Raw genomic sequence first — 23,872 nt, 5'->3', positions numbered from 1 at the left:
CCCCCCTAAACAGTATTCCTTTGGCTACGCTATACTATTTTGAATTTTTTAGCACATGGCTGTTCTTAGCGAAATAATCCCAACCAGACCAGATGGTAAATATCATGGCTACCCATAATGACAAAATATCAAATCGAAACGAAATCATTTCAAAAATAAAATTATGTAATAATAGTGAAGAAATGGCGATAATTTGTGTCCATGTCTTAATTTTGCCAAGCATATTCGCAGCAACTACTTCACCTTCACCTGCAAGAAGTAAGCGAAGTCCGGTAACAGCGAATTCTCTGCTGATAATAATAATAACAATCCATGATGGTGCATAGATATCATTAAGTTCAACAAGGACAATTAAAGCTGCTGACACGAGTAATTTGTCAGCCAGTGGATCAAGGAATTTCCCCATGTTAGTCACCAAGTTATATTTACGGGCATAATGGCCATCAACCCAGTCTGTTGTTGAAGCTATTATAAAAATAAGAGCACCAACAAAATGGGTAACAGGCATATCTGCCCCAAGAAGATGCATGTTACCCCAATCAAAGGGTACGAGCATAATTATTAAGAATAATGGGATTAATAAGATCCTTGATACCGTTATTCTATTAGGAATATTCATAATTTCTTCTCCTTATCATTGAAAAAAGTGAAAAATAGCCATCAGCAGATGACTATTGATTCTCCAGAACATGTTGTATCTTGATGTTCTGAACATTGGCTGTTGCTGGAATGGCATATTCAAGCTTTTGATCGTTTATATAGATATCTGTATCTGCAGCATTACCAACCCTAATCACAGCCATATTTTCTGCGGATAAATCTTGTGTTTGACTCTCTGTTGCCCCTTTTCTAAGAGTTCCTTGGAAAAAGGTTTTCTGTTTTCCATTTTTAATGCTTACCCATGTTTGTCCTTTTGAAACTAACTTAACGACAAATTTATCAGTATTCTTCAAGTCATAGGTTGTGGTATTACCCTGTGATTGAACAGCCGTTAATTCCTGCTTTGGTGTATCAGCAGGCGGGGTTGTTTCCGTATTAGGCTTTGCTGCTTCTTCTTCTTTTTTGGTCTCGTCTTCTTTTGCTACTTCATTAGCCTTAACTTTTTCAAGTTCGGTTGATTTTTCAATTTTAACCTGCTCACGGTCATTACTGACCGTTTCATTATTATTATCACCGGCATGATTGGCAATAAAATAATATAAAACACTAGCAATGCCAATGACAAATACACCTATTAAAACTTTTGGCAAAACATCAAATACTTTAGAATCCCCTTTTGAAATCGTTTTGTGCGTTTTTACTCGTGATAAATGATGCAATTCATCATTATGGGAGGCTGGAATTTCGTTTTTATAGGTTTCAAAGATTTCGTCAGGATTTAAATTTAGTGCTTCTGCATATTGCTTAATAAAGGCCCTTACATAAAAATTCCCGGGCATACTTGCATAGTTACCTTCTTCAATCCCAACTAGATATCGCTTTTGAATTTTGGTTATGGTTTGAAGATCGTCTAAGCTTAAGTTTTTAGCTAATCGGGCTTCCTTTAATCGATTCCCTAGTTCCGTCAACTGTAACACCTTCCAATTTATTAAAAATCAAAATCTCCAAAATCTGAACCGGAGAACATATTATGCTGGTCAACGACATCGTAGGTTATTTCTTCATCAGCATCGTTGCGAAGTTCAATAATATAATCAAAATCGTCTAGAGTGTATTCTGAATTTTGCACAAAGATATCAGGATGCTCTATCACCTTAACGGAAGGCAAGCGCATAATTTCACGAACTAGTTGCCAATGACGTTCGTTTGCACGTCTAGTAGAGACAATTCCATCAAGGATAAACAAATTGTTGGCGTTATATTCATCCTCGATCAACTGATTACGAATTGTTTGTTTTAACAAAGTGGATGAAACAAATAACCACCGCTTATTTGCGCAAACACTTGCCGCAACGAGTGATTCTGTTTTACCAACGCGAGGCATCCCGCGAATACCGATTAGTTTATGCCCCTCCTGCTTAAATAATTCTGCCATAAAATCAACTAATAATCCAAGCTCATTTCTCACGAACCGGAATGTTTTTTTGTCATCAGCATCCCTTTGAATATAGCGGCCGTGTCTAACTGCTAGTCTGTCACGCAGCTTTGGCTCTCTTAATTTTATTAGTTTTATTGTGTCCATTGTATTTAAAATTGACTCAAGCCGTTTTATTTGATCATCATCTTTTGCTAAGATTAACAATCCGCGCCTGCCTTCATCTACACCATTAATGGTGACAATATTAATAGCCAGCATCCCTAATAAAGAGGAAATGTCACCCAAAAGACCTGGGCGGTTCTTCTGAATCTCATATTCTAAGTACCATTCTTTTTTCATAATAAAAAACCCCCAAAAAGAAGTTTCGACAAATTTTTTACACTGTCACATCTAAACCTTATAATAAATGATTTTGATAGAAGATGAAAGGAAAAACAATGAATATGATTTATTTATTAAAAAATCTATAACTAATAGAGCAAGAAGGTTTGGAAAAAGCGAAAAGAGAGGAGACCATTTTAGTCCCTCTCTCTTAGCATTAGCCGTTATTTGAAATTAGTTTTACCATCATATTTGCAATGGCCTGCTGTTCTTGTTTATCAGCAACGGACCAAAGATCGGCAAGAATTCTTTCTTGTTCATTTTTTGGTTCAACTTGATTGGCTAAGTAGTCACCAATTTGAAAAGCAAGGTTACTAATAGCACCTTCACTCATGCCTTCATTTTGTGCATGATGAAGACGGTCCGCTAAGAAGTCTTCCCATTGTTTCCAGTTTTCTAAAACAGACATCGTATTCCCTCCTTTAGAATAGTACAAGGTTATTTTGCGATGAAGCACCCAGAACTATTCATCCTAACCATGAAATTTTCATTATGTGTACCATCCGCCGTTCACAGACAACACCTGTCCTGTAATATAAGAAGACTCATCCGAAAGTAAAAAAGATACACTTGCAGCAATTTCTTCGGGTTTCGCCATTCTTCCCATTGGGATATCGAAAGAAATCTGCTCTAGTTCTTCAGAAGTGAATCCTTCCATCATCGGGGTATCCACAGCGCCTGGGGCAATGGCATTTACGCGAATGCCATTTAAGGCCACTTCTTTACTAAGTGCTTTTACGAAAGCAATTTGCGCTCCCTTTGCAGAGGAGTAAGCCACTTCACATGCTGCGCCCGTCTGTCCCCATATAGAAGTAATCACAATGATATTGCCTGAACGTTTGGTTAAAAATTTAGGTAATAATTCTTTGGTTAGCATTAATGGATTTAAGACATGAATATTGAATAACTCTTGGGCTTCGTTATGGTTTAAATCCACTAGCAGTCCATAATGACTTTTTCCGCCGCAATGGATAATTGCATCTAAGGAAAAGATTTGCGGCAGTATGGACTGGTAACCATTTGCTGAGGCAAAATCAGCCTGAATGGGTATGTACTCACCGCCAAACGGTTCAAGCTTATTCCTAAGTTCCCGGATTGTTTGTTCGTTTTGATTGTAATGCAGGTATAAATGATAGCCTTTCGCTGCTAAATGAAAGGCGACCGCTTGTCCGATTCCCCCGCTTGCTCCCGTTAATAACACATATTTTTTCAATTACATCACTCTTTCGTTTATAAGGCCCATACTCCACTAACTATATGTTTCCGCCAGTAATTTCAGGATATCCCCAGCCAGCGGCATTACGCCAGTAAAAATTCCTATCCGCCACTATAGGAATGCTATCCGCCAGTAAATTAGCAGATGCGCCACTATCCAGGTGTCTTCCGCCAGTATTTCCAGCATATCCGCCAGTAATTTGACAGCAAAGAAGCGCCGTGGTCCGACGCTTCCTCGCCTACTTTTGTTTTGGTATAACTTGGCATACAGAGAAACGTTCCTCTGAAATGACTTCAGATGCTAACTTTTGAACGTCCTGTAAGGTGATTTTTTCGAGCGTTGGCACCACATCGAATAAATTCATATCATTAAACGCATACCGAGTAAACTGATTGGCTATATATTCAGGAGAGTTTACAGCTCGTAAAAAGGCGCCAATTTTCTTCTTTTTAGCTCTTCCTAACTGTTCTTCATTAAACACACTGCCTTGCTTTGCATCAAGGAGCACTTGCTTTAGCCTTTCAGCAAGCTTATCCGGTTCTCCTGTGTCTCCTCCGACCATTGCAAAACCAAAGCCTTGCTCCTGAGTATAGTCGTAGGAGAAGGTCTCATCGACCAGACCCTCGTCATAAAGCTTATTATAGTTTTCCGAACTTTTTCCAAACAATAAATCAAGCAGTACATTCATGGTTAACTCATTTTTCAGCAGCATTTCGCCCGTTTGGTCAACATGAAGGGCTTTAATACCAAGCAACGTTTTAGAAGTCTGGACATTCATTTGAAGAACTTGTTTCTTTTCAGCAGCCTGCGGCGGCTCTTCTTCAAATTTCCGTTTAATTTCCGGCATATCCTTATAATCTTTTTTAGCTTGGTTATCTCTCACCTGAGTCATTATTTTATCAGGGTCAACAGGACCAACAATAAATAACAGCATATTACTTGGGTGGTAGAAAGTATTGTAACACTCATAAAGCCAATCTTTATCAATATCCGCAATCGATTCAATCGTTCCTGCAATATCAATTTTCACTGGATGATTTTGATATAAGTTCTGGATTAAGCCAAAGTATAGCCGCCAATCAGGATTATCATCGTACATAGTAATTTCCTGACCGATGATCCCTTTTTCCTTTTCCACCGTTTTCTCGGAGAAATACGGGCTTTGTACAAAATCAATCAGTGTTTCTAAATTTTTCTCAACATCAGACGTACTTGAAAATAAATAGGCTGTACGGGTAAACGAAGTAAATGCATTGGCTGAAGCCCCTTGACGGCTAAATTGTTGGAACACATCCCCATCTTCTTTTTCAAACAGCTTATGCTCTAAAAAGTGGGCAATCCCATCTGGGACCTTTACATATTCATCTTTGCCGAGTGGTACAAAGGTGTTATCAACTGAACCGTATTTGGTTGTAAAGGTGGCATATGTTTTATTAAATCCTTTCTTCGGCAGGATATAAACATTTAAGCCATTTGACATTTTTTCGTGAAAGAGCTCTTCCTGAAGCTGGTCAAAAGTAATTTTCTCCATTATTTGCCCGCCTCCGTTCCCGTTAAGAAATAAATCGTATCAAGCTGAATCTTTTCTGCCACTGCTGTGATTTCTTCCTTTGTGACATTATTCATTTCATTCATCCACGTATCAAGAGAAATAGTGGTACCTGCAACCACATTGTGGTAAAGGATTTCTGTTAAACCTCTGGCAGTGTCAACGGTCTCCATAATTTGATTTTGGATAACCGCCTTTGTTTGTTCCAATTCTTGATCAGTAAAATCTCCTTTTTTCATCGCATCCATTTGTTCATGAATAATTCCCACAGCTTGATCATAGTTTTTCAAATCAATCCCTGACATGACCATCATTAGCCCTTTATGACTCTCAAGCCGGCTTGCTGCATAGTAAGCAAGACTCGCCTTTTCACGGACATTAATAAATAATTTAGAGTGCGAAAAGCCCCCGAAAATACCATTAAAGACTTGAAGAGCAAAATAATCAGGATCTCCATAAACTATATTGGTTCTATATCCAATGTTTAATTTACCTTGTTTTACATCCTGTACTTCTTTTACTTCATTTACTTCAGTTCTATCAGTTGTTTTTTCAGTTTGATTTTTTTTCGGAGTGCGGTTTTCAAAATGTAGTAATTGGCTAGCTAATTGTTTTACTTCTTCTTCGTTCACGTCACCAATTACATACAGATCCATTTCATCTTCTAAAAAGGCCTTTTGGTAATATTCGTATAAATTTTCCGGTGTGATCGCATCAACCTCGCCCGCTTCACCATTTACCTGGAGGGCATATGGTTCTCCTTTACACATTTCTTCTAATAGGCGGACATTGGAATAGCGCATTTTATCATCGAAAACTGATTGAATCCGTGATTTGAGTACTCGTTTTTCCTTTTCCACTGTGTCCTTATCAAAGGAATTTCCAGTAGCATTTGGATTAGTCAAAATCTCAGACAACAGTTCAAACCCTTTTTGCAAAAGAGGGGCCGGGTCGCTTAAAAATTTTTCATTTGCTATTTCTAAGGTTACACTCATCACGTGGTACTCACCTTTTTTAGCCAAATCAACAAAAAGAGTGGCGCCATATAGCTCATCTAAATAAGAACGTAATGCTGTTGTGGAAGCATATTTTGCTGAGCTGCTTTGTAAAACATGCGGGAGCAGGGCCCGTTTTGTTACATCTTCTTTTGTTAAAGGGGCTTTCATTCTCCATACAAATGTATTGGTCTTATACTTTTCAGTTTCAATAATATGGAGTTTATATCCCTGCAATTCTGTGATTTTTTCTGCAGTTGAGTCCATTGGTAATCCTCCTTTTTCCTAAAGGGCCTACTTATAGCATATGTAAACATTTTTCTTTATATCTTTTCCTTTTCGATAAAACCTATACTTCTTACTATAATTTACCAGGCCTGTATAACACAAGAAATTACACCATTTTATTAAAAGGCTCAATTAAATTTGGCTGTTGATTTCCGCTCCGGGCGCTCGCTTTCCGCGGGCGTACCGGGGAGCCTCCTCGGCGCAATTGCGCCTGTGGGATCTCCCCTGCCCCGTACTCCCGCAGGAGTCGAGTGCCTTCCGCTCCAATCAACAGAGTATGAAAAGTTAACAATATCGTTTAACAGAGCGTATAAAAAAAGAGCTCTCATTGCTGAGAGCTCTTTACTTGGATTATTGTCTAGCTCCAGCGCCTAGGGGCTCGGGGTCCTAAGCCAATCCGTCAAGAAGGCTCGTCTTATGCCTGTCGCCCCTAGGAAAAAATGAACTACTTTTTTCCCTTGTCAAGGCGCTTCCGCTTTTCGTATTATCTGCTTCCTTTAATATAATGCGTACCACTTGCTTTCGGAGCATCAGCACGGCCGATGAATCCAGTTAAAGCGAGCACAGTTAATACATACGGAGCAATTAATAAGTAGACATTTGGAATTTCTTTTAAGAACGGTAAACTTGATCCGATGATACTGATACTTTGAGCGAAACCAAAGAATATTGCAGCACCCATTGCACCTAGTGGATGCCATTTACCAAAAATCATCGCTGCAATTGCCATAAAGCCTTGACCACTAATTGTAGAATGGCTGAAGTTAGAGGTGATCGATTGAGCGTATACTCCGCCGCCGATACCACCTAAGGCTCCTGAAATAATCACACCAAGATAGCGCATTTTTGTAACATTAATCCCCATTGTATCTGCCGCCATTGGATGTTCCCCAACAGAACGAAGACGAAGACCAAATGGTGTTTTAAACACAACATACCATACGATAATGGCTACGATAATAGCAAGGAAGGATGTCCAATAAGTGTTTTGAAAGAATATTTCACCTATAATTGGGATATCTTTTAAAACCGGAATATCAATTTTGTTGAAGCCTTCGCTTATAATATCTGTTTCACCTTTATCATAGATAAGCTTAACTAGGAATAAAGTTAAACCTGTTGCTAGTAAGTTTATCGCCACACCTGAAACCGTATGATCAGCACGAAATGTAATCGCTGCAACAGCATGTAACAAGGAAAAGATCGCTCCTGCAACCATGGCAACTATGATTGCCAGCCATGGTGTTAAGCTTCCAAACGTGTCAACAAACGTAAGATTAAACACAATCGCAGTAAATGCGCCGATTACCATTAAACCCTCAAGACCAATGTTTACAACCCCAGAACGCTCTGAGAAGATACCGCCTAATGCAGTGAAGACAAGTGGAGCTGCCCATAACAAGGTGGATGGAACGACGATTATTAAAATTTCCATTAAGCTCAACTTACTTCACCTCCTTTTTACTGAATCGGTCAAGAAATACTCTTATTATATAACTTGATGCAACAAAGAATACGATCAAGGCAATAATGATATCCACCAGTTCATTTGGAACACCTGCTTCGAGCGGCATGTTCAATGCACCAACTTTTAATGCGCCAAATAATAAGGCCGAGAAAAATACACCCAATGATGTATTCGCACCAAGCAAGGCTACCGCAATCCCATCAAATCCAACTCCGGTGAAACCGCCTTTTACAGTTGCATATCCGAATGTACCTAAGCCTTCCATGGCTCCGGCCAATCCGGCAAATGCACCCGCAATAACCATAGAGAGGATAATATTTTTATTTACATTCATCCCCGCATAGTGTGCTGCATGCTGATTAAAACCGACTGCACGTAATTCAAATCCTCTTGTAGTTCTTTCGAGTAAAAACCACATAACAATACATCCGATAATGGCAATAACAATCCCCCAGTGGAGTCGTGAATAATCTGTAATACTTTGTAACCAATCAGATCTTAACGTTGCCGTTTCCTTAATCATATCAGTTTTATCTTTATTATCGGTGATGATATTTTTAATAATATAGTTGGACACATGTAATGCTACATAGTTCATCATGATGGTAACAATTACTTCATGAACACGAAAACGAGCTTTTAAGAGACCAGGAATGAATGCCCATAAAGCCCCTGCAGCCATAGACGCTAATATGGCAAGCGGTAAATGAATAATTTTTGGAAGATCAAAGGCTACCCCTACCCAAACTGCCGCAAGCCAGCCGACTAGAAATTGTCCTTCTACCCCGATATTAAACAGCCCAACGCGAAAGGCGAATGCCACCGCTAAACCAGCTAGAATATAAGGAGTAACTTGTCTAATGACTTCTCCAAAATAATAAGAATCACCAAAAGCTCCATTCCAAAGTGCCGTGAAAGCTGCTAGAGCATCATAACCGCTGACAACCATGATAATGGTTCCAACGATAATACCTAATAACACGGCAATAATGGGTGTTAAAATACTATTAAAGCGTTTAAGCATTGGAGTGTTCACCTGCTTCCTTTCTATTTGACCCAGCCATCAACAAGCCAAGCTCCTGCTCCGATGTTTCTTTTGGATTGACAATGGCAACAATTTTCCCTTCATAGATTACAGCAATTCGATCACTCACGTTTAATATTTCATCCAATTCAAATGAAATAAGTAAGACCGCTTTACCATGGTCACGCTGCTCAATGAGACGCTTATGAATAAATTCGATTGCCCCAACGTCCAACCCACGTGTAGGCTGTGCTGCAATTAACAGATCCGGATCTCGATCAATCTCTCGCCCGATAATCGCCTTTTGCTGGTTTCCTCCGGAAAGTGCCCGAGCCAATGTATACTCGCTTGGTGTCCGAACATCAAACTCACTAATTAAAGTTCTTGCCTTTTTATATATTTCTTTAAAATTTAAAACGCCGCTTTTTGAAAATGGTTTTTTATTATAGGTTTGCAGAACCATGTTCTCGCCAATTGGGAAGTTTAAGACTAGACCGTGTTTATGACGGTCCTGTGGAATATGGCCAACACCTGATTCTGTAATTTTTCGAGGTGTATGGTTGATTAGTTCTTTTCCGTTTAATTTAATGCTTCCATTTTCCGCCTTTCGTAATCCGGTAATGGCTTCAATAAATTCAGTTTGTCCATTCCCGTCGATACCCGCGATACCGACTATTTCACCGGCTTTAACAGTTAAATTTAGGCCATTTACAATATTTATGCCGCGAGAATCTTTTACCACTAAATCCTGAACATCTAGAACATCCTGTTGTGGTTTAGCTTCTGCTTTTTCTGTTTTAAAGGTTACTTCCCGTCCAACCATTAAGCTCGCAAGTTCGTTAGGATTTGTTTCACTAATATTAACGGTACCAATCCCTTTACCTTTACGGATAACAGTACAACGATCTGCAACTTCCATAATTTCTTTTAATTTGTGGGTAATGAGAATAATAGATTTTCCTTCTTTTATAAGCGTTTTCATAATTTGTATAAGTTCTTTAATTTCTTGTGGTGTCAGGACAGCAGAAGGCTCGTCAAAAATTACAATCTCAGCACCACGGTATAATGTTTTTAAAATCTCTACTCTTTGCTGCATTCCCACGGAAATATCAGAGATCTTTGCCTGAGGGTCAACGGCCAAGCCATAACGTTCAGAGATTTCACGAACCTCTTTTTCTGCCTTTTTAAGGTCAATTCGACCGCCAGTTGTTACTTCTCTGCCGAGTATAATATTTTCCGTAACTGTAAAAGTGTCGACAAGCATAAAGTGCTGGTGTACCATTCCGATACCAAGATCATTTGCAATATTTGGATTCGTAATATTAACAGGTTTCCCTTTTACACGAATTTCACCTTGTTCCGGCTGGTATAAACCAAAAAGTACATTCATTAAGGTGGATTTGCCTGCACCATTTTCACCAAGTAATGCATGAATTTCGCCCTTCTTTAATTGAAGGGTAATGTTATCATTCGCAACGAAACCGCCAAACTCTTTACGAATGTTGAGCATTTCAATTACAAAATCCATCTTTCTCACTCCCTGTATTAAGATAAAAGGAAATTTTGACCAATAGTAGTAAGAGGTCAGACCTTTCAGATTTTTTAAAAAACAGGGATTTCCTCCCCACTAAAATCTTCAATGAAAAGTAGAATGAATTTCTACACTTCAGTTAAGATTTCAATAAGAAGGAATAAGCAGGCTAATACCCGCTTATTCCTCTTTTTTATTATTTTGCGCTGAAAGTTTTTAATTCTGCGCGAGTACCAGGAACTTTTACAGAACCAGATTTAATTTTGTCGGTCCAATCTTTTACAGCAGTTTCAATAGCAGATTTATTTGGTGCTTTGCTATTGATTGGCGCAAGACCAACACCGTCTTCGGCAAGACCGTATAATGCAATCTTACCGCCAGGGAAATTACCATCTTTCGCTTTTGTAGAAACGTCGATAACAGCATTGTCTACTCGTTTAAGAGCGGAAGTTAAAACAACATCTGGACCCATGTTTGCTTGGTCACTGTCAACCCCGATTGCCCAAATTTCACGAGATGGATCTTTTTTCTTACGGTCATTTGCTTCTTTAAATAAGCCAACACCTGTTCCACCAGCAGCGTGGAAAATGACATCTGCGCCGGAAGAGTACATTTTTGAAGCGATTGATTGACCAAGTTCAGCTTTATCAAACGCACCCGCATATTGAATGTCAACAGTCGCTTCTGGTTTCGCAGCTTTAACACCAGCTACAAATCCTGCTTCAAAACGTTCAATAACAGCACCTTCAATACCGCCAATAAATCCAATTTTATTGGATTTGGTTGTCATCGCAGCTGCAACCCCCGCAAGGAATGATGCTTCTTGTTCTTTAAATAGGATGCTTGCAACATTAGGTTCTTTTACTTCAGAGTCAACAATTGCAAAATGGTGATCTTTTTGTTGTTTTGCAATTTCATCAACAGCACCCTGCATTAAAAAGCCAATACCAAAAACTAAATCAAAATCTTGACGTGCAAGAGTGTTTAAGTTGGTTGCGTAGTCTGCATCGGATTTGGATTGAACGTAATCATATCCGCCTTTACCCTTTTCCATGTTATTATCTTTACCAAATTTTTGAAGACCTTCCCAAGCAGATTGGTTAAATGATTTGTCATCTACACCGCCAACGTCAGTAACCATCGCTACAGAGAAAGTATCTTTGTCTCCACCCTTAGATGTTTCGCTTTTGTTATCGCTTTTTCCACAAGCACCTAATAGTGTCCCAGCAGCAAGAACTAAAGATAGCGCCATTCCAATTTTACGCTTTTTCAAGGTATTGTACCCCCTAAGAATGTTGTTTGATTTAGTAGAAATGTTTAAAATGTGAAACTGTTTCCGTTTGCAGATATTAACAAAAAAAATCAGGTTCTTTTTCTTAATACATGAAAACTAAATTTATCCGCTTTAAAATAGTTTACCGAAAATAGTACAGGTTCATCCGTTTCATCGAAATGCATTTGTTTTAACACTAACAAAGCAGTTTCTGGCTCACATTCTAAAATGGGAGAAATTTTTTCATGATAACCCAAAGGTTCGATTTGGGCAACAGCGTATGTAATTCTACGATTTGCCTCTTCATCTAAAATCTGGAAAATCGATTCTTCCTCATGGGAAAATGTTTCTGGCAGTATACTCTCCGGAACCTTATCAATACAATAGACGACAGGTTCTCCGTTTGCTGTTCTTACCCTCTCCATCACGAAAATCTCCTCATTAACGGAACATGAGAAACGACGAACATCCTCTTCGGTAGGACCCTGAGTTGATGAACTTAAGAAAATAGTCCCTGGCTTCATCCCAACTTGCTTGATCATGTCAGTGACACTATTAAGTTGTTCAATCCCAGAAGTAAACATGGGTCTCGCGTTAACAAAGGTACCAACACCATGGCGCCTAATAATGACGTTTTCCTCTTCTAAAATTCGAAGTGCTTCCCTAAGAGTTGCCCTGCTTACACCCAGTTGTTTCGCAAGATCGAATTCCGATGGCAGTTTTTCTTTTTCTTTATATACCCCATTTTCAATATCTTGCTTCAACCGATCGATTACTTGTAAATATAAGTGTCGGTTATCTGACTTAATAGACATGCTGTTTCCTCCAGCCTTTTTCCTAAGACATCAGACATCTGATATCATTCCTACTAATCGGATTTATATTAACATTTTTCTAGGGATAAATAAATAGGAATATAAAATTTTGTCGAAAAAAGGGGTAAAAAAGCTAACATTAGAGATAACGCTTACATATTATTGGATAATGCAGAAGAATGATGTCAAAAAATGCAGAAATGCAGTAAAATTTAGCTTTCTAATTCACCATTGTCCTATTACTATAGTATCAATTTTTTAAAAAATTAGTCCAATAAAAAAGAGCCTAGCGGCTCTTTTTTACTACTTTTTATAGTTTAGAGAATACTTTCATGCAATGGAACTTTTTAAAGAGGGTTATGAACTCTGTTCCTCTTTTGGTTTCGCCTGCAATACGGTACGTGGTTTACTGCCCTCGTATGGACCTACAACGCCGCGGGCCTCCATTTCATCGATCAGTCGTGCTGCTCTTGTATAACCGATTCGGAACCGCCGCTGCAGCATAGACACAGATGCAGTTTGCATTTCAATAATTAACTCTACTGCCTCATCATATAATTCATCCTCCACAGCACCAGTTACCTCTGGAATATCATCTGGAATCATTTCTTCTTGATATTGTGCCTTTTGCTGTGAAATAACAAATTCAACTGTATCTTCTACCTCTTGATCTGAAAGGAATGCCCCTTGAACCCTAACAGGTTTTGATGCTCCGACAGGCAGGAATAACATATCGCCTCTTCCAAGCAATTTTTCTGCGCCGCCCATATCAAGGATTGTCCTTGAATCGGTCGCACTTGAAACGGCAAAGGCAATTCGTGAGGGAATATTAGCTTTAATTACCCCTGTGATGACATCAACGGATGGCCGCTGAGTAGCGATAATTAAGTGAATTCCAGCCGCACGGGCCATTTGCGCTAATCGAGTAATGGAATCTTCAACATCTGATGATGCCACCATCATTAAATCGGCCAACTCGTCAACTATAACCACAATATAAGGTAGCAATGGCTGTTTATCATTTTCCTCAAGGTTATGTTTTCTAACATGATCATTGTATCCTTCAATATTACGTGTACCTGTGTGGGAAAACAGTTCGTATCGTCTTTCCATCTCACTTACGACTTTCTTTAATGCCTGCGAGGCTTTTTTTGCATCTGTCACTACTGGTGCAAGTAAATGCGGGATCCCGTTATAGACATTCAATTCGACCATTTTCGGGTCAATCATCATTAATTTTACTTCATGCGGCTTTGCTCTCATTAGAATGCTTGTGATAATTCCATTTATACAAACACTTTTTCCGCTTCCAGTAGCCCCGGCAACAAGTAAATGCGGCATTTTGTTTAGTTCTGCATGGACTGCTTCCCCAGTTATATCTCTGCCAAGACCAATCAATAGTTTCGCATCAGGCTTATCATTTTGAGTATTTTCTAGTACTTCCCTCAAAGACACCATTGCAACTTCTGAATTTGGTACCTCAATACCTATAGCTGATTTGCCTGGAATGGGTGCTTCAATTCGAATTCCCTTAGCAGCAAGTGCTAAAGCTATGTCATCGCTCAAGCTTACGATTTTACTAACTTTTACTCCAACATCAGGGTGGACTTCGTATTTTGTAACAGCAGGTCCTAAGTGAACCTGGGTAACACGGGCTTTTACCCCAAAGGATTGGAATGTTCTTTCAAGTTTAGCAGCATTAGCATGAATTAACTCATATTCACCACTTTGGTCTGTTTTCCTTGGCGCCTTTAAAAGCCTTAGTGGTGGTAATTCGTAAGACACATTTTCCACTACCGCTCCGGTAAACGAGATTGGCGGGGTATTATCATCGTCATCCTCTGCCGTTTTATTCTTTTGTTCCTTCCCTTTTGCTTGTTCGTTTTCAGGCTTATTACGGGCGGACTCTTCTACATCTAAGTAGGCACGATCCGCAAAACTAGAAATGATTGGTTCGGGAATAATCGTTTCCTCCTGTTCCTGAGCCTGATTGTTTATCACTGGTGCCTGCTCTCTTCGACGGTTTTCTTTTTCTATTTGCTTTTCGGCCATGCGCTCATTACGACGCTCTGTTTTTTTCTGTTTCCATTCAGACATATCTAATTTAAAGGCTTCCCATTGACCTTTTGAAAAGTCGAAAATAGTTATGATAATTTTACCTACGAAATCACCAATCGATCTTCCTGTAAGTAGGATAATTCCAATTAATATAAAAATAAATGCAATAATTTTTGTACCTGTCTCTGCGAAGAGATAGTGAAATAATGCGAATAAAACTGCTCCGAGTATGCCCCCGCCAAGGTCGGTTGTGCTAGTTTCTCCTCTTAGTTCCATCATAAATAACTCCCAAGTGTTACTAATTACACTCGGGTCCTTAAATTCCCCATCATTTGTAAGTAAATGAAAAAGTGTTACATGGCTCAATAGTAGGATGGCAGAAATAATAAAATATGTGCCAACTAACTTAATATGGAAGAAAAAAGGAATACTTCGTTTCCACATTAAATATACACTTAAAATAACTAATCCTAACAACCCAAGCATGTACCATTCACCCATCCAAAAGCGGAAGAATAGAACTGTGGCTTTTCCAACTGCCCCTAGCTTGGCAATTGAAATAATCGCTAGGGCTAATAGGGCGAGAGCCGATAATTCATATTGCACGGTCCGTTTTAAATGATTGTCCCTCTTTTTTGGTTGTCTTCTCTTTTTTTTGGCCATTTAATCACCTTGTACTCTAAAGTTATTCAGATATGCTATATCATAAATATGTATAAAGAAAGCAGCCCAAATTTGGCTGCTCTTTTTCTCCATTAGTAATTATACCATAATCTACTATTACAATGCCGATAATCCTCCAAGGTTAGCAAAAGAAATTTTGGCACCCGGGCATAACTGTTGATTTAAATAATGCTGGGGGTCACTGCTAAGGATGCGTACCACTTGAACATGATCTGAATCAGTTTGCTCTACTAACATGGAAACACCCTGATAAGTAATAAACTTTTGTTTGCTCTCTTCCGTTTGTTCGTTGGGAAATATCAGTTCACTTGGCATCATCGTATAAAGAATCATTGAATCAGCCCCTCGTTTTTCTCCTTTTTAAGTTCAATCATTTCATTTAATTTCTTCATCGCAGGTCCTAAACCGCCAACTTCATCAATTAATCCGTATTTAACAGCATCTACACCGATGACATTTGTCCCGATATCCCTGGTTAAATTACCTTTGGCAAACATTAAATCTTTAAAGGTTTCTTCTGTTATTTTCGAGTGTCCCGTAACAAATTTAACTACCCGCTCCTGCATTTTATCCAAATATTCAAAGGTTGCAGGAACTCCAATAACGAGCCCAGTCAGGCGAATAGGATGGATTGTCATGGTAGCCGTTTCTGCAATAAAGGAATAATCACAGGAAACAGCGATTGGTACTCCGATCGAGTGTCCTCCGCCTAAGACAATCGAAACGGTTGGTTTGGATAGAGAGGCAATCATCTCTGATATTGCAAGACCAGCTTCGACATCACCGCCAACCGTATTCAGAATAATCAGGACCCCTTCAATCTTCGGGTTTTGTTCGATTGCCACTAACTGCGGCAGCAAATGTTCATATTTTGTTGTTTTATTTTGCGGCGGCAAGGCAAGATGTCCTTCAATTTGGCCAATTATGGTTAAGCAATGAATACTAGAATCGGCTGAGAGCTGAGGAACATTCGTTTGACCTAGCTGCTGAATTTTTTCTATTAATGGAGAAGTTTTTTCCTCTTTTTGAGGCTCTTCTTGTTTACCGGTATCGTTGTTACCGTAATCGTTATTCATTCTACTACTCCCTTCAAGCATGATATATTTTTAGTATTTACCTATGAATTAATTTCATTCTTTAAATATGAAAAGGCACTGGTTTATTAGAACCAGTGCCTTTTTATAAAAATAGGGTATAAATTGACTTTGAGAAATATCCAGCTACAGCCTAGGGGCTTCCGCTTTTAAATTTCCATAATTATTGGCAGTATCATTGGTCTTCTTTTTGTTTTTTCAAATAAGGAGCGATTCAATTCTTCCCTTATTTCCTGTTTTAAGCTTGACCATTCAAACGTACTTTTCGCTGTATTTCTTTCCACAATGTCACGTACTAATTTTGTAGAATCATCCATTAACTTTTCTGACTCCCGTACATAGACAAAGCCCCTTGAAATAATTTCAGGTCCTGCCGCAATCTTCTTTTCTTGCTTTGTCAAAGTAACAACAACGATTAGAATACCATCTTGAGATAAAAGCTTTCGATCGCGTAACACAATATTGCCCACATCTCCCACACCAATCCCATCGATCAAAACATTGCCCGATGGAACTTTTCCAGTAATACCGATACCGCCTTCTTTCCATTCCACAACATCACCACGGTCAGGAATAACAATCTGCTGGTCCTTAAGGCCACACTCTAACGCCACTTTTCGGTGTGCCTTCAACATCCGATATTCACCATGAACAGGAATGAAGAATTTTGGTTTCATTAAATTAATCATAAATTTCAATTCTTCTTGGCTGCCGTGGCTTGATACATGAACGGTACGTTTGCCAGAAATAACATTTGCACCAGCTCTAAACAGCATATCAATCGTTTTAAACAAGAACACTTCACTGCCTCTTAGAGGTGATGCCGCTATTAAAACCGTATCACCCTGTTGGATGTTTAAAAGTTTATGTGTTTGCTTGGCCATTTTCTGTAATGCTTCAATCGGTTCACCTTGGCTCCCTGTCATCAATACAACTATTTCACGATCTTGGTAGCTTTTAATTTCACTAACAGGAATGATTAGGTCCTCATCTACTTCTAGATAACCTAGATCGAGCGCGATATGATAAATTCGTTCAAGGCTCTTTCCAACGACCGCGACTTTACGGCCATTCTCACTAGCGGAATTGAAAATATGCTGAATTCGATTGATATCTGATGCAAAACACGCAGCAATAATTCGGCCTGGAGCATTATAAAAAGCATTCGACATTTCGCGTTCGACTATCGTTTCTGATGTGGTGTATCCAGGTGCTTCAGCTTCTGTACTATCAGACAATAAACACAAAACTCCTTGATCCCCAATAGAGGCCATCTTTCCAACATCAGCTTTATAAAGCTTTGTTGCCCCTTGGTCAAACTTAAAATCACCAGTATAGACAATAATCCCTTCGGATGTATGGATACAAACTCCAACTGAGTCCGGAATACTATGATTCGTTCTAAAAAAACTCGCCTGTACCGTATCTAATTCCACAATTGTATCTGAATCTACTTCAATAAAATTAGCTGCACCATTATATTCTTGCTCCCTTAGCTTAGCATTAGCCAGAGCAAGGGTAAGCTTTGTGCCATAAACAGGGACATCAACTTGAGAGAGTACGTAAGAAAGCGCTCCAATATGGTCTTCATGTCCATGTGTTAAAAAAATTGCTTTAACCCGTTCCTTATTTTCTCTTACATATGTCATATCAGGAATGACCATATCGATTCCAAGCATCTCTTCCTCGGGGAACATTAAGCCGGCATCAATAATAAATATGTCCTTGTCCACCTCAACAAGATACATATTTTTTCCGATTTCTCCTATACCACCAAGTGTAATAAACTTAATGGATGTATTCTTTTTCTTTACCAATTTCCGTTTCCTCCTATGCTGACAATAAATAGATACTGCAAATAAACCCCCGCGAAGCAACTATTAATGGAGCAAAACTAAATATAGTTCTTCACTTTTCTATCGCCGACCCAAGATCAGTTATCATCATTATACTTGATACCTGAAAACCTTTACAACCAATAATCCTTTTTTAAGTGTAACAAGGCAGGTTTTAACAAAAAGAGCTAACCGAAAAGAACATTCGATTAGCTCTTGGACAATTATATACTTTTAAGGAGAGATATGAGTGAAGTCCGTTCTTGTTCGGTTAAACCAACAAGCGGAAGTCTTACTGGCCCCACATCCAACCCTTTGACTTGTAATGCAGTTTTAACAGGAGCAGGACTTGGAGCCGCAAAAAGCCCTTGCATAAGTGGAAGCAAATGTTGATGTAATTTTGCAGCTTTCACATGCTCTCCATCAAAAAATGCATTCACCATTTCTTTTAACTCATTTCCGATAACATGTGATGCCACTGAAATAACCCCAGCACCGCCAATCGATAAAACCGGAATGGTTAAACTGTCATCTCCACTATAGAGCACAAAATCGTCTGCCGTATTGGCAATGATATGTGTCATCGCATTTAAGTCTCCACTTGCTTCCTTAACCGCGACTATATTAGGAATTTTCGAAAGCCGGACCACCGTCTGCGGCTGGATTGTAACCGATGATCTGCCCGGTATATTATAAACCATCATTGGAAGAGTTGTGGCTTCTGCAATTGCCTTAAAATGCTGGTACAAACCTTCTTGGTTTGGCTTATTATAATAAGGGCCTACCGCCATAATAGCATCTACACCAAGTTGCTCAGCCCTTTTGGTTAATTCAATCGAGGCGTAGGTATTATTACTTCCCGTACCAGCAATTACTGGAACTCGCTTTTTTACAACCTTTACAACATGATCAAATAGAGCCAGCTTTTCTTCTTTGGAAAGCGTAGGAGACTCTCCCGTCGTTCCTGCAATTACAAGGGAATCTGTGCCATTATCAATTAAATAATTAACCAATTGAGTGGTTTTTCCAAAGTCAATATGCCCTTTTTTATCAAAAGGGGTTACCATTGCTGTTGACACTCGCCCGAAATGAACCATTTTAGTACTCCTTTCAATACAATCGGAACCTATCCGCTGCAAACGCATCATTCCATTAAAAACGTTGTTTCTCTAAAGACTTAGAGACCATACTCGACTGTTTCTTCCTCTAATTGAAAGGCATCGTGCAAGGAATTAACGGATTTAACTAAGTCCTCCTGCTTAACCAGTACCCAAATAGTTGTATGACTGTCTGCTGATTGTAAAATACGAATTCCATGATTTGATAGGGCTGTTACGATTTTAAAGGTAACTCCTGGTACCCCTGCAATTCCTGCACCTACAACTGAAACCTTCGCACAATGGCGTTCAACAACCGGTTCATGCCCTAATTCTTCTAAAACCTGTAAAGCTCGATCAGTCATTTCATCTGTTACGGTATAGACAACACCGTTAGGAGAAATATTGATAAAATCAACACTGATTTTTTCATTTGCCATTGCTTTAAAAACTTCTGCCTGCAGGTTATATTGATCCTTTTTTGCAAAGACCTTAATTTGTGTAATATTTGATACATGTGCAATACCTGTGACAGTTCGTTCTTTAATATCACTGCCCCGATTGTCTTTATTGATTGACGTAACCAATGTCCCAAGTGAATCAGAATAAGTAGAACGAATCCTAATCGGTACTTTTGCCTGCATCGCAATCTCCACGGCTCTTGGATGAATTACCTTTGCACCTTGATAAGCAAGGTTACATACCTCTGTATAGGTCACAACAGAAAGCGGCCGGGCATTTTCAGCAATACGTGGGTCGGCAGTCATGATACCCTCTACGTCTGTAAAAATATCAATCCATTCAGCATTCAAGGCCGCACCTAGTGCGGCTGCCGATGTATCACTTCCACCGCGTCCTAACGTGGTCACATCGCCATTTTTCGCAGCCCCTTGAAACCCTGCCACAACGACAACATCATTCGTTTCTAATTCCCTTAGAATCCTGTCACATTTCATTTCTATAATTTTTGCATTTGTATGGTCATTATTGGTACGGAAACCTGCCTGTGCCCCTGTTAAAGCTGTAGCGTTGATTCCGCTCTCTAATAGCATATTTGTAAAGACAATGCTCGAAATAGCCTCTCCACAGGATAGAAGGAGATCATGTTCCCGTTTGGAAATTTTGCTAAGATTACCGCCGATTAATGATAATAGCGTATCTGTTGCATAAGGGTCTCCTTTTCTGCCCATAGCAGAAACTACTACAACCACTTTATAGCCTTCGCTTAATGCTTTTTCAATATGGCCTACGGCATGCTTTCTGCTCTCTTCATCTTTCACAGATGTCCCGCCAAATTTTTGAACAATAATTTTCATGTGACACCAAACCCTGCCTTTATGATGTATCCTTATTTAACTAGACCTAGTTCTACTAACCTTTCAGCAATTTGAACGGAGTTCCAAGCTGCTCCTTTAAGTAAGTTATCTGAAACAACCCACATATGGAAGCCACGGTCTTCATCGATATCTTTTCTAATACGTCCTACAAACACATCATTCTTTCCTACGCAATTTGCAGGCATAGGATAGACTTGATTTTCTGGATCATCCTGTAATACAACTCCAGGAGCATCCTTTAATAATTCCTTGATTTCTTGTGCACTGACGCCCTCGGTTTCCACTTCAAAATAAACAGATTCTGAATGTCCCACAGCAACTGGCAATCTTACACAAGTTGCAGAAACTTGCAATTCCGGTAAATGCATGATTTTTTTGGTTTCATTAATCATTTTCATTTCTTCATAGGTATAGCCGTTTTCTTGAAATTTATCTATTTGCGGGATCGCATTAAAAGCAATTTGATAATGATTTTTGTCAGCTTTTACTGGTAAAATATTAGGCTCAACTGTTTCGCCAGCTAAAATAGATTTTGTTTGGTCCATTAATTCTTCAACAGCAGTGGCACCTGCACCGGAAACTGCTTGATACGTAGATACAATGATCTTTTTCAAGCCGAATTTTTGACGGATGGGTTCTAGCGCTACAACCATTTGAATCGTAGAGCAATTTGGATTGGCAATGATGCCATTGTGCTCATGTAAATCTGCTTCGTTTACTTCTGGAACAACTAATGGCTTATCAACATCCATTCTGAATGCACTAGTGTTGTCCACGACGATTGCACCACGTTTAACAGCCTCTGGAGCGAGTTCCTTAGACACATCGCCTCCGGCACTAAATAACGCGATTTGGACTCCTTCAAAGCTTTCAGGCTTAGCTTCTTGAATCGTAATTTCTTGACCATTTACATCTACTACTTTCCCAGCCGAACGGGCTGATGATAGTAGGGTGAGTTTGCTAATTGGAAAGTTCTCTTTTAACAATGTTTGGATCATTTGTTGTCCAACCGCTCCTGTTGCTCCTACCACTGCAACGTGAAAACCTTTTTGCTGACTCATTTTCTAGTTCCCCTTTCAATCCTGCACTTTAACATTAGTGGTTATTCTTAAATTCACATCAGAAGGGGTTGACCCCTCTGATGAAAGATTAATTTATTTTAACATATTCTTATTAAGAAATAACCTTTTTTAGCGAAAGTGGGGGAAATTTAGTCGGAATCTTTATATCTCTCCACTAAAACAGGCTGGAGTTGTTTCCCTTCAAGAGCAGCTTCTACTGTTTGCGTTAGCAGCGTCATTCTGGCAACCATTGAATTTGGCTTTTTCACTGGATCGTCTTGACCATATGGAATAAAATAAATATTTTTGGTTGACATCAGTCTCATTAGATTGACTCCATTTAAACCTAAGGCATCATTGGTTGAAATTCCAAGGACGACAGGCTTTAAATTCCTTAACGTTGCCTTAGCAGCCATTAATACTGGGCTATCATTCATAGCATTCGCAAACTTACTCATCGAAACACCCGTTAAAGGAGCAATGACCATGCAATCCAGAGGAATTTTGGGACCTAACGGCTCTGCTTTAACAATAGAGTCTATAACCTTATTTCCGGTCAAATCTTCAATTCTTTGAATCCAATCTTCTCCCTTTCCAAAACGGGTATCTGTATTTTGAACGGTAAAGGTTACAACTGGCATTACCTCTGCACCGGCTTGAACAAGTTTTTCTATTTCCGGGAATACAGCATCATACGTACAATGTGAGCCCGTTAGACCAAAGCCAATTCTTTTACCTTTTAAACTCATTTCACTTTCCCCTTTCGCTTTCTTAAATCTTCCTGAAGCAGTTGGGCTAGGACATTAGCTAGAATTTGGCCTGCTGTTTTTGGCGCTACTATTCCTGGTAATCCGGGGGCCAGCAGTGCTTTTATACCCCTTTTCTCTGCATATCTGAAATCAGTCCCGCCAGGCTTTGAAGCCAGGTCTATGATAAGGGTATGGGCAGGCAGTTTTGAAATGACCATGGCTGTTACAATTAGATGTGGCGCTGTATTAATTAAAATATCGGTATCTTTAACTTCATTAACCAAATTACTTAAGTGAAAGGGAGTTATACCCATTTCCGTAATCCTTGCCAAGTGCTCACTTTTTCTTGCCCCAACTTTTACCTTTGCTCCAAGTGCGGCAAAGGTTCTCGCTACACTCATACCGACCCTTCCTAAACCTAGTACCGCTACATTGGAACCATGAATGGTAAAGTCTGTATGTTGAATGGCCATCATAATCGTTCCTTCGACGGTTGGGATCGAATTATAAATGGCAACATCATCCCTTTCAAATAATTGAATCAGGGTTCGTTTTGCCTCCTTGGTTATCCCATTTAAATAAGAGTTCGTGATACCTGAATAAATTGAACAATGTTCAGGGGTTTTGCTAAAGATATCACTTGTTATAATGACCTTTTCGTTCGAAAAGATGGTTTCTACCTGGCCTTCTAAATTTGTTCCAGGCACAGGCAAAATGATGGCATCCATATTTGAAAAATCAACTTCATCGAGCTTTTCTTTGACCGCACCGGTAAAAGCGTGATCCAGCTGTTCAAAGCCAATAAGCGATAATCTCGCATCTAATTCGGTTAACCTACGGATGATTTCCAGCTGTCTGGCATCACCGCCTATTACGGCTATCTGCATCCCTGTCAGCATGAAAACTTTCACCTTCTTTTTTTTATAAATCCAACTTGGAATTCCATTTACTGTTATCACTTCAACATCTTATGTAAGATTGCTTGATTAGGTGAGTTTTCCATGACAGGAAATAAAAAAAGCCCAAGCAAGTGTAATTTTGCCTAGGCTTTTTTCCTAATCACCATTATGTTCGGGAACATCAATAATAATCATATCGGAACCGATTTTTTTTATGTGCTGCCATGGCACCCTAATTTCCTCTCCTTGTTTTCGAAAACCAAACCATTTTAGTGAAGGAATCAGCAGTGCCTGAATCTGTCCTGTGTATTCATTTATGTCTAAATCCGTTTGTCCTAATACACCAAGACGCTCAGCCTTTTTAACATCGACAATTTCTTTCCCACTTAATTCACTTAACCTCATTGCCAACCTACCCCCTATCACACACTTTTCTATTAGTTTATAAGGAGGGGACAACTTTTAGAATAATAAAGAAGA

The 23,872-nt window shown here is 39.2% G+C and carries 22 protein-coding genes; all 22 read right to left on the bottom strand.

All coding sequences use genetic code 11. From position 1 onward, the window contains the following. Positions 1 to 34 precede the first annotated feature (34 nt). The 22 genes from pgsA to AAHB15_RS03100 all read right to left on the bottom strand — a co-directional run bounded on the left by pgsA (position 35) and on the right by AAHB15_RS03100 (position 23,797). Positions 35 to 619 carry a CDP-diacylglycerol--glycerol-3-phosphate 3-phosphatidyltransferase gene (gene pgsA / locus AAHB15_RS03205; RefSeq protein ID WP_098528656.1) on the bottom strand — a complete coding sequence of 195 codons (585 nt, stop codon included), beginning with the start codon at positions 617 to 619 and terminating at the stop codon, positions 35 to 37. Between the two features lie 52 nt (positions 620 to 671). After that, on the bottom strand, positions 672 to 1,577 hold the full coding sequence (locus tag AAHB15_RS03200; RefSeq protein WP_335572374.1) for a helix-turn-helix domain-containing protein: 906 nt from the start codon (positions 1,575 to 1,577) through the stop codon (positions 672 to 674). An 11-nt stretch (positions 1,578 to 1,588) separates the two neighbouring features. Continuing rightward, positions 1,589 to 2,380: a DUF3388 domain-containing protein gene (locus tag AAHB15_RS03195; RefSeq protein WP_098528658.1), complete on the bottom strand. Its 792-nt coding sequence runs from the start codon at positions 2,378 to 2,380 to the stop codon at positions 1,589 to 1,591. Between the two features lie 196 nt (positions 2,381 to 2,576). Further along, positions 2,577 to 2,828, bottom strand: coding sequence for a DUF3243 domain-containing protein (locus AAHB15_RS03190; RefSeq protein WP_098528659.1), 252 nt, complete (start codon positions 2,826 to 2,828; stop codon positions 2,577 to 2,579). A gap of 81 nt (positions 2,829 to 2,909) precedes the next feature. Beyond that, entirely contained in the window at positions 2,910 to 3,632 is a 723-nt protein-coding gene (gene ymfI / locus AAHB15_RS03185) for an elongation factor P 5-aminopentanone reductase (protein WP_335572375.1), read from the bottom strand. A gap of 241 nt (positions 3,633 to 3,873) precedes the next feature. Then, positions 3,874 to 5,166 (bottom strand): EF-P 5-aminopentanol modification-associated protein YfmH, encoded by a 1,293-nt coding sequence (yfmH, locus tag AAHB15_RS03180; protein WP_335572376.1) that lies wholly within the window; start codon positions 5,164 to 5,166, stop codon positions 3,874 to 3,876. After that, a complete protein-coding gene (gene yfmF / locus AAHB15_RS03175; protein ID WP_335572377.1) occupies positions 5,166 to 6,446 on the bottom strand; it encodes an EF-P 5-aminopentanol modification-associated protein YfmF in 1,281 nt (426 codons plus the stop codon). Before yfmF ends, yfmH begins: the two co-directional genes overlap by 1 nt. A 505-nt stretch (positions 6,447 to 6,951) precedes the next feature. Beyond that, positions 6,952 to 7,911, bottom strand: coding sequence for an ABC transporter permease (locus AAHB15_RS03170; RefSeq protein ID WP_335572378.1), 960 nt, complete (start codon positions 7,909 to 7,911; stop codon positions 6,952 to 6,954). 1 nt (position 7,912) lies between these two features. After that, positions 7,913 to 8,959 (bottom strand): ABC transporter permease, encoded by a 1,047-nt coding sequence (locus AAHB15_RS03165; protein WP_098528664.1) that lies wholly within the window; start codon positions 8,957 to 8,959, stop codon positions 7,913 to 7,915. After that, positions 8,952 to 10,487 (bottom strand): ABC transporter ATP-binding protein, encoded by a 1,536-nt coding sequence (locus AAHB15_RS03160; RefSeq protein WP_335572379.1) that lies wholly within the window; start codon positions 10,485 to 10,487, stop codon positions 8,952 to 8,954. The genes AAHB15_RS03165 and AAHB15_RS03160 overlap by 8 nt, the downstream gene beginning before the upstream one ends. A 199-nt stretch (positions 10,488 to 10,686) precedes the next feature. Beyond that, positions 10,687 to 11,763, bottom strand: coding sequence for a BMP family lipoprotein (locus AAHB15_RS03155; RefSeq protein ID WP_335572380.1), 1,077 nt, complete (start codon positions 11,761 to 11,763; stop codon positions 10,687 to 10,689). Between the two features lie 89 nt (positions 11,764 to 11,852). Continuing rightward, on the bottom strand, positions 11,853 to 12,578 hold the full coding sequence (locus tag AAHB15_RS03150) for a GntR family transcriptional regulator (RefSeq protein ID WP_098528667.1): 726 nt from the start codon (positions 12,576 to 12,578) through the stop codon (positions 11,853 to 11,855). Between the two features lie 357 nt (positions 12,579 to 12,935). Continuing rightward, positions 12,936 to 15,299, bottom strand: coding sequence for a DNA translocase FtsK (locus AAHB15_RS03145; RefSeq protein WP_335572381.1), 2,364 nt, complete (start codon positions 15,297 to 15,299; stop codon positions 12,936 to 12,938). Positions 15,300 to 15,416: 117 nt separating this feature from the next. Beyond that, positions 15,417 to 15,653: a YlzJ-like family protein gene (locus AAHB15_RS03140; RefSeq protein WP_335572382.1), complete on the bottom strand. Its 237-nt coding sequence runs from the start codon at positions 15,651 to 15,653 to the stop codon at positions 15,417 to 15,419. Next, the gene (locus AAHB15_RS03135) at positions 15,650 to 16,396 is read right to left on the bottom strand and encodes a ClpP family protease (protein WP_144562443.1); all 747 of its coding nucleotides are present in this window, start codon (positions 16,394 to 16,396) and stop codon (positions 15,650 to 15,652) included. The genes AAHB15_RS03140 and AAHB15_RS03135 overlap by 4 nt, the downstream gene beginning before the upstream one ends. A gap of 167 nt (positions 16,397 to 16,563) precedes the next feature. Then, positions 16,564 to 18,231, bottom strand: coding sequence for a ribonuclease J (locus tag AAHB15_RS03130; protein ID WP_144562444.1), 1,668 nt, complete (start codon positions 18,229 to 18,231; stop codon positions 16,564 to 16,566). A 242-nt stretch (positions 18,232 to 18,473) separates the two neighbouring features. After that, a complete protein-coding gene (gene dapA, locus AAHB15_RS03125) occupies positions 18,474 to 19,346 on the bottom strand; it encodes a 4-hydroxy-tetrahydrodipicolinate synthase (RefSeq protein WP_144562446.1) in 873 nt (290 codons plus the stop codon). Positions 19,347 to 19,426: 80 nt separating this feature from the next. Next, a complete protein-coding gene (dapG, locus tag AAHB15_RS03120; protein ID WP_335572383.1) occupies positions 19,427 to 20,662 on the bottom strand; it encodes an aspartate kinase in 1,236 nt (411 codons plus the stop codon). A gap of 32 nt (positions 20,663 to 20,694) precedes the next feature. Continuing rightward, a complete protein-coding gene (asd, locus tag AAHB15_RS03115; RefSeq protein ID WP_335572384.1) occupies positions 20,695 to 21,744 on the bottom strand; it encodes an aspartate-semialdehyde dehydrogenase in 1,050 nt (349 codons plus the stop codon). Positions 21,745 to 21,893: 149 nt separating this feature from the next. After that, entirely contained in the window at positions 21,894 to 22,493 is a 600-nt protein-coding gene (gene dpaB, locus AAHB15_RS03110) for a dipicolinate synthase subunit B (RefSeq protein WP_144562451.1), read from the bottom strand. Next, on the bottom strand, positions 22,490 to 23,392 hold the full coding sequence (gene dpaA, locus AAHB15_RS03105) for a dipicolinic acid synthetase subunit A (RefSeq protein WP_144562453.1): 903 nt from the start codon (positions 23,390 to 23,392) through the stop codon (positions 22,490 to 22,492). The genes dpaB and dpaA overlap by 4 nt, the downstream gene beginning before the upstream one ends. 156 nt (positions 23,393 to 23,548) lie before the next feature. Further along, on the bottom strand, positions 23,549 to 23,797 hold the full coding sequence (locus tag AAHB15_RS03100) for a YlmC/YmxH family sporulation protein (protein WP_144562455.1): 249 nt from the start codon (positions 23,795 to 23,797) through the stop codon (positions 23,549 to 23,551). Positions 23,798 to 23,872: the final 75 nt, after the last annotated feature.

The sequence above is a fragment of the Bacillus sp. OTU2372 genome, assembly GCF_038440275.1.
Lineage (GTDB): Bacteria > Bacillota > Bacilli > Bacillales > Cytobacillaceae > Neobacillus > Neobacillus bataviensis_B.
The sequence above is the reverse complement of the archived record's forward strand: the minus strand, read 5'-3'. Positions and strand labels throughout refer to the sequence as shown.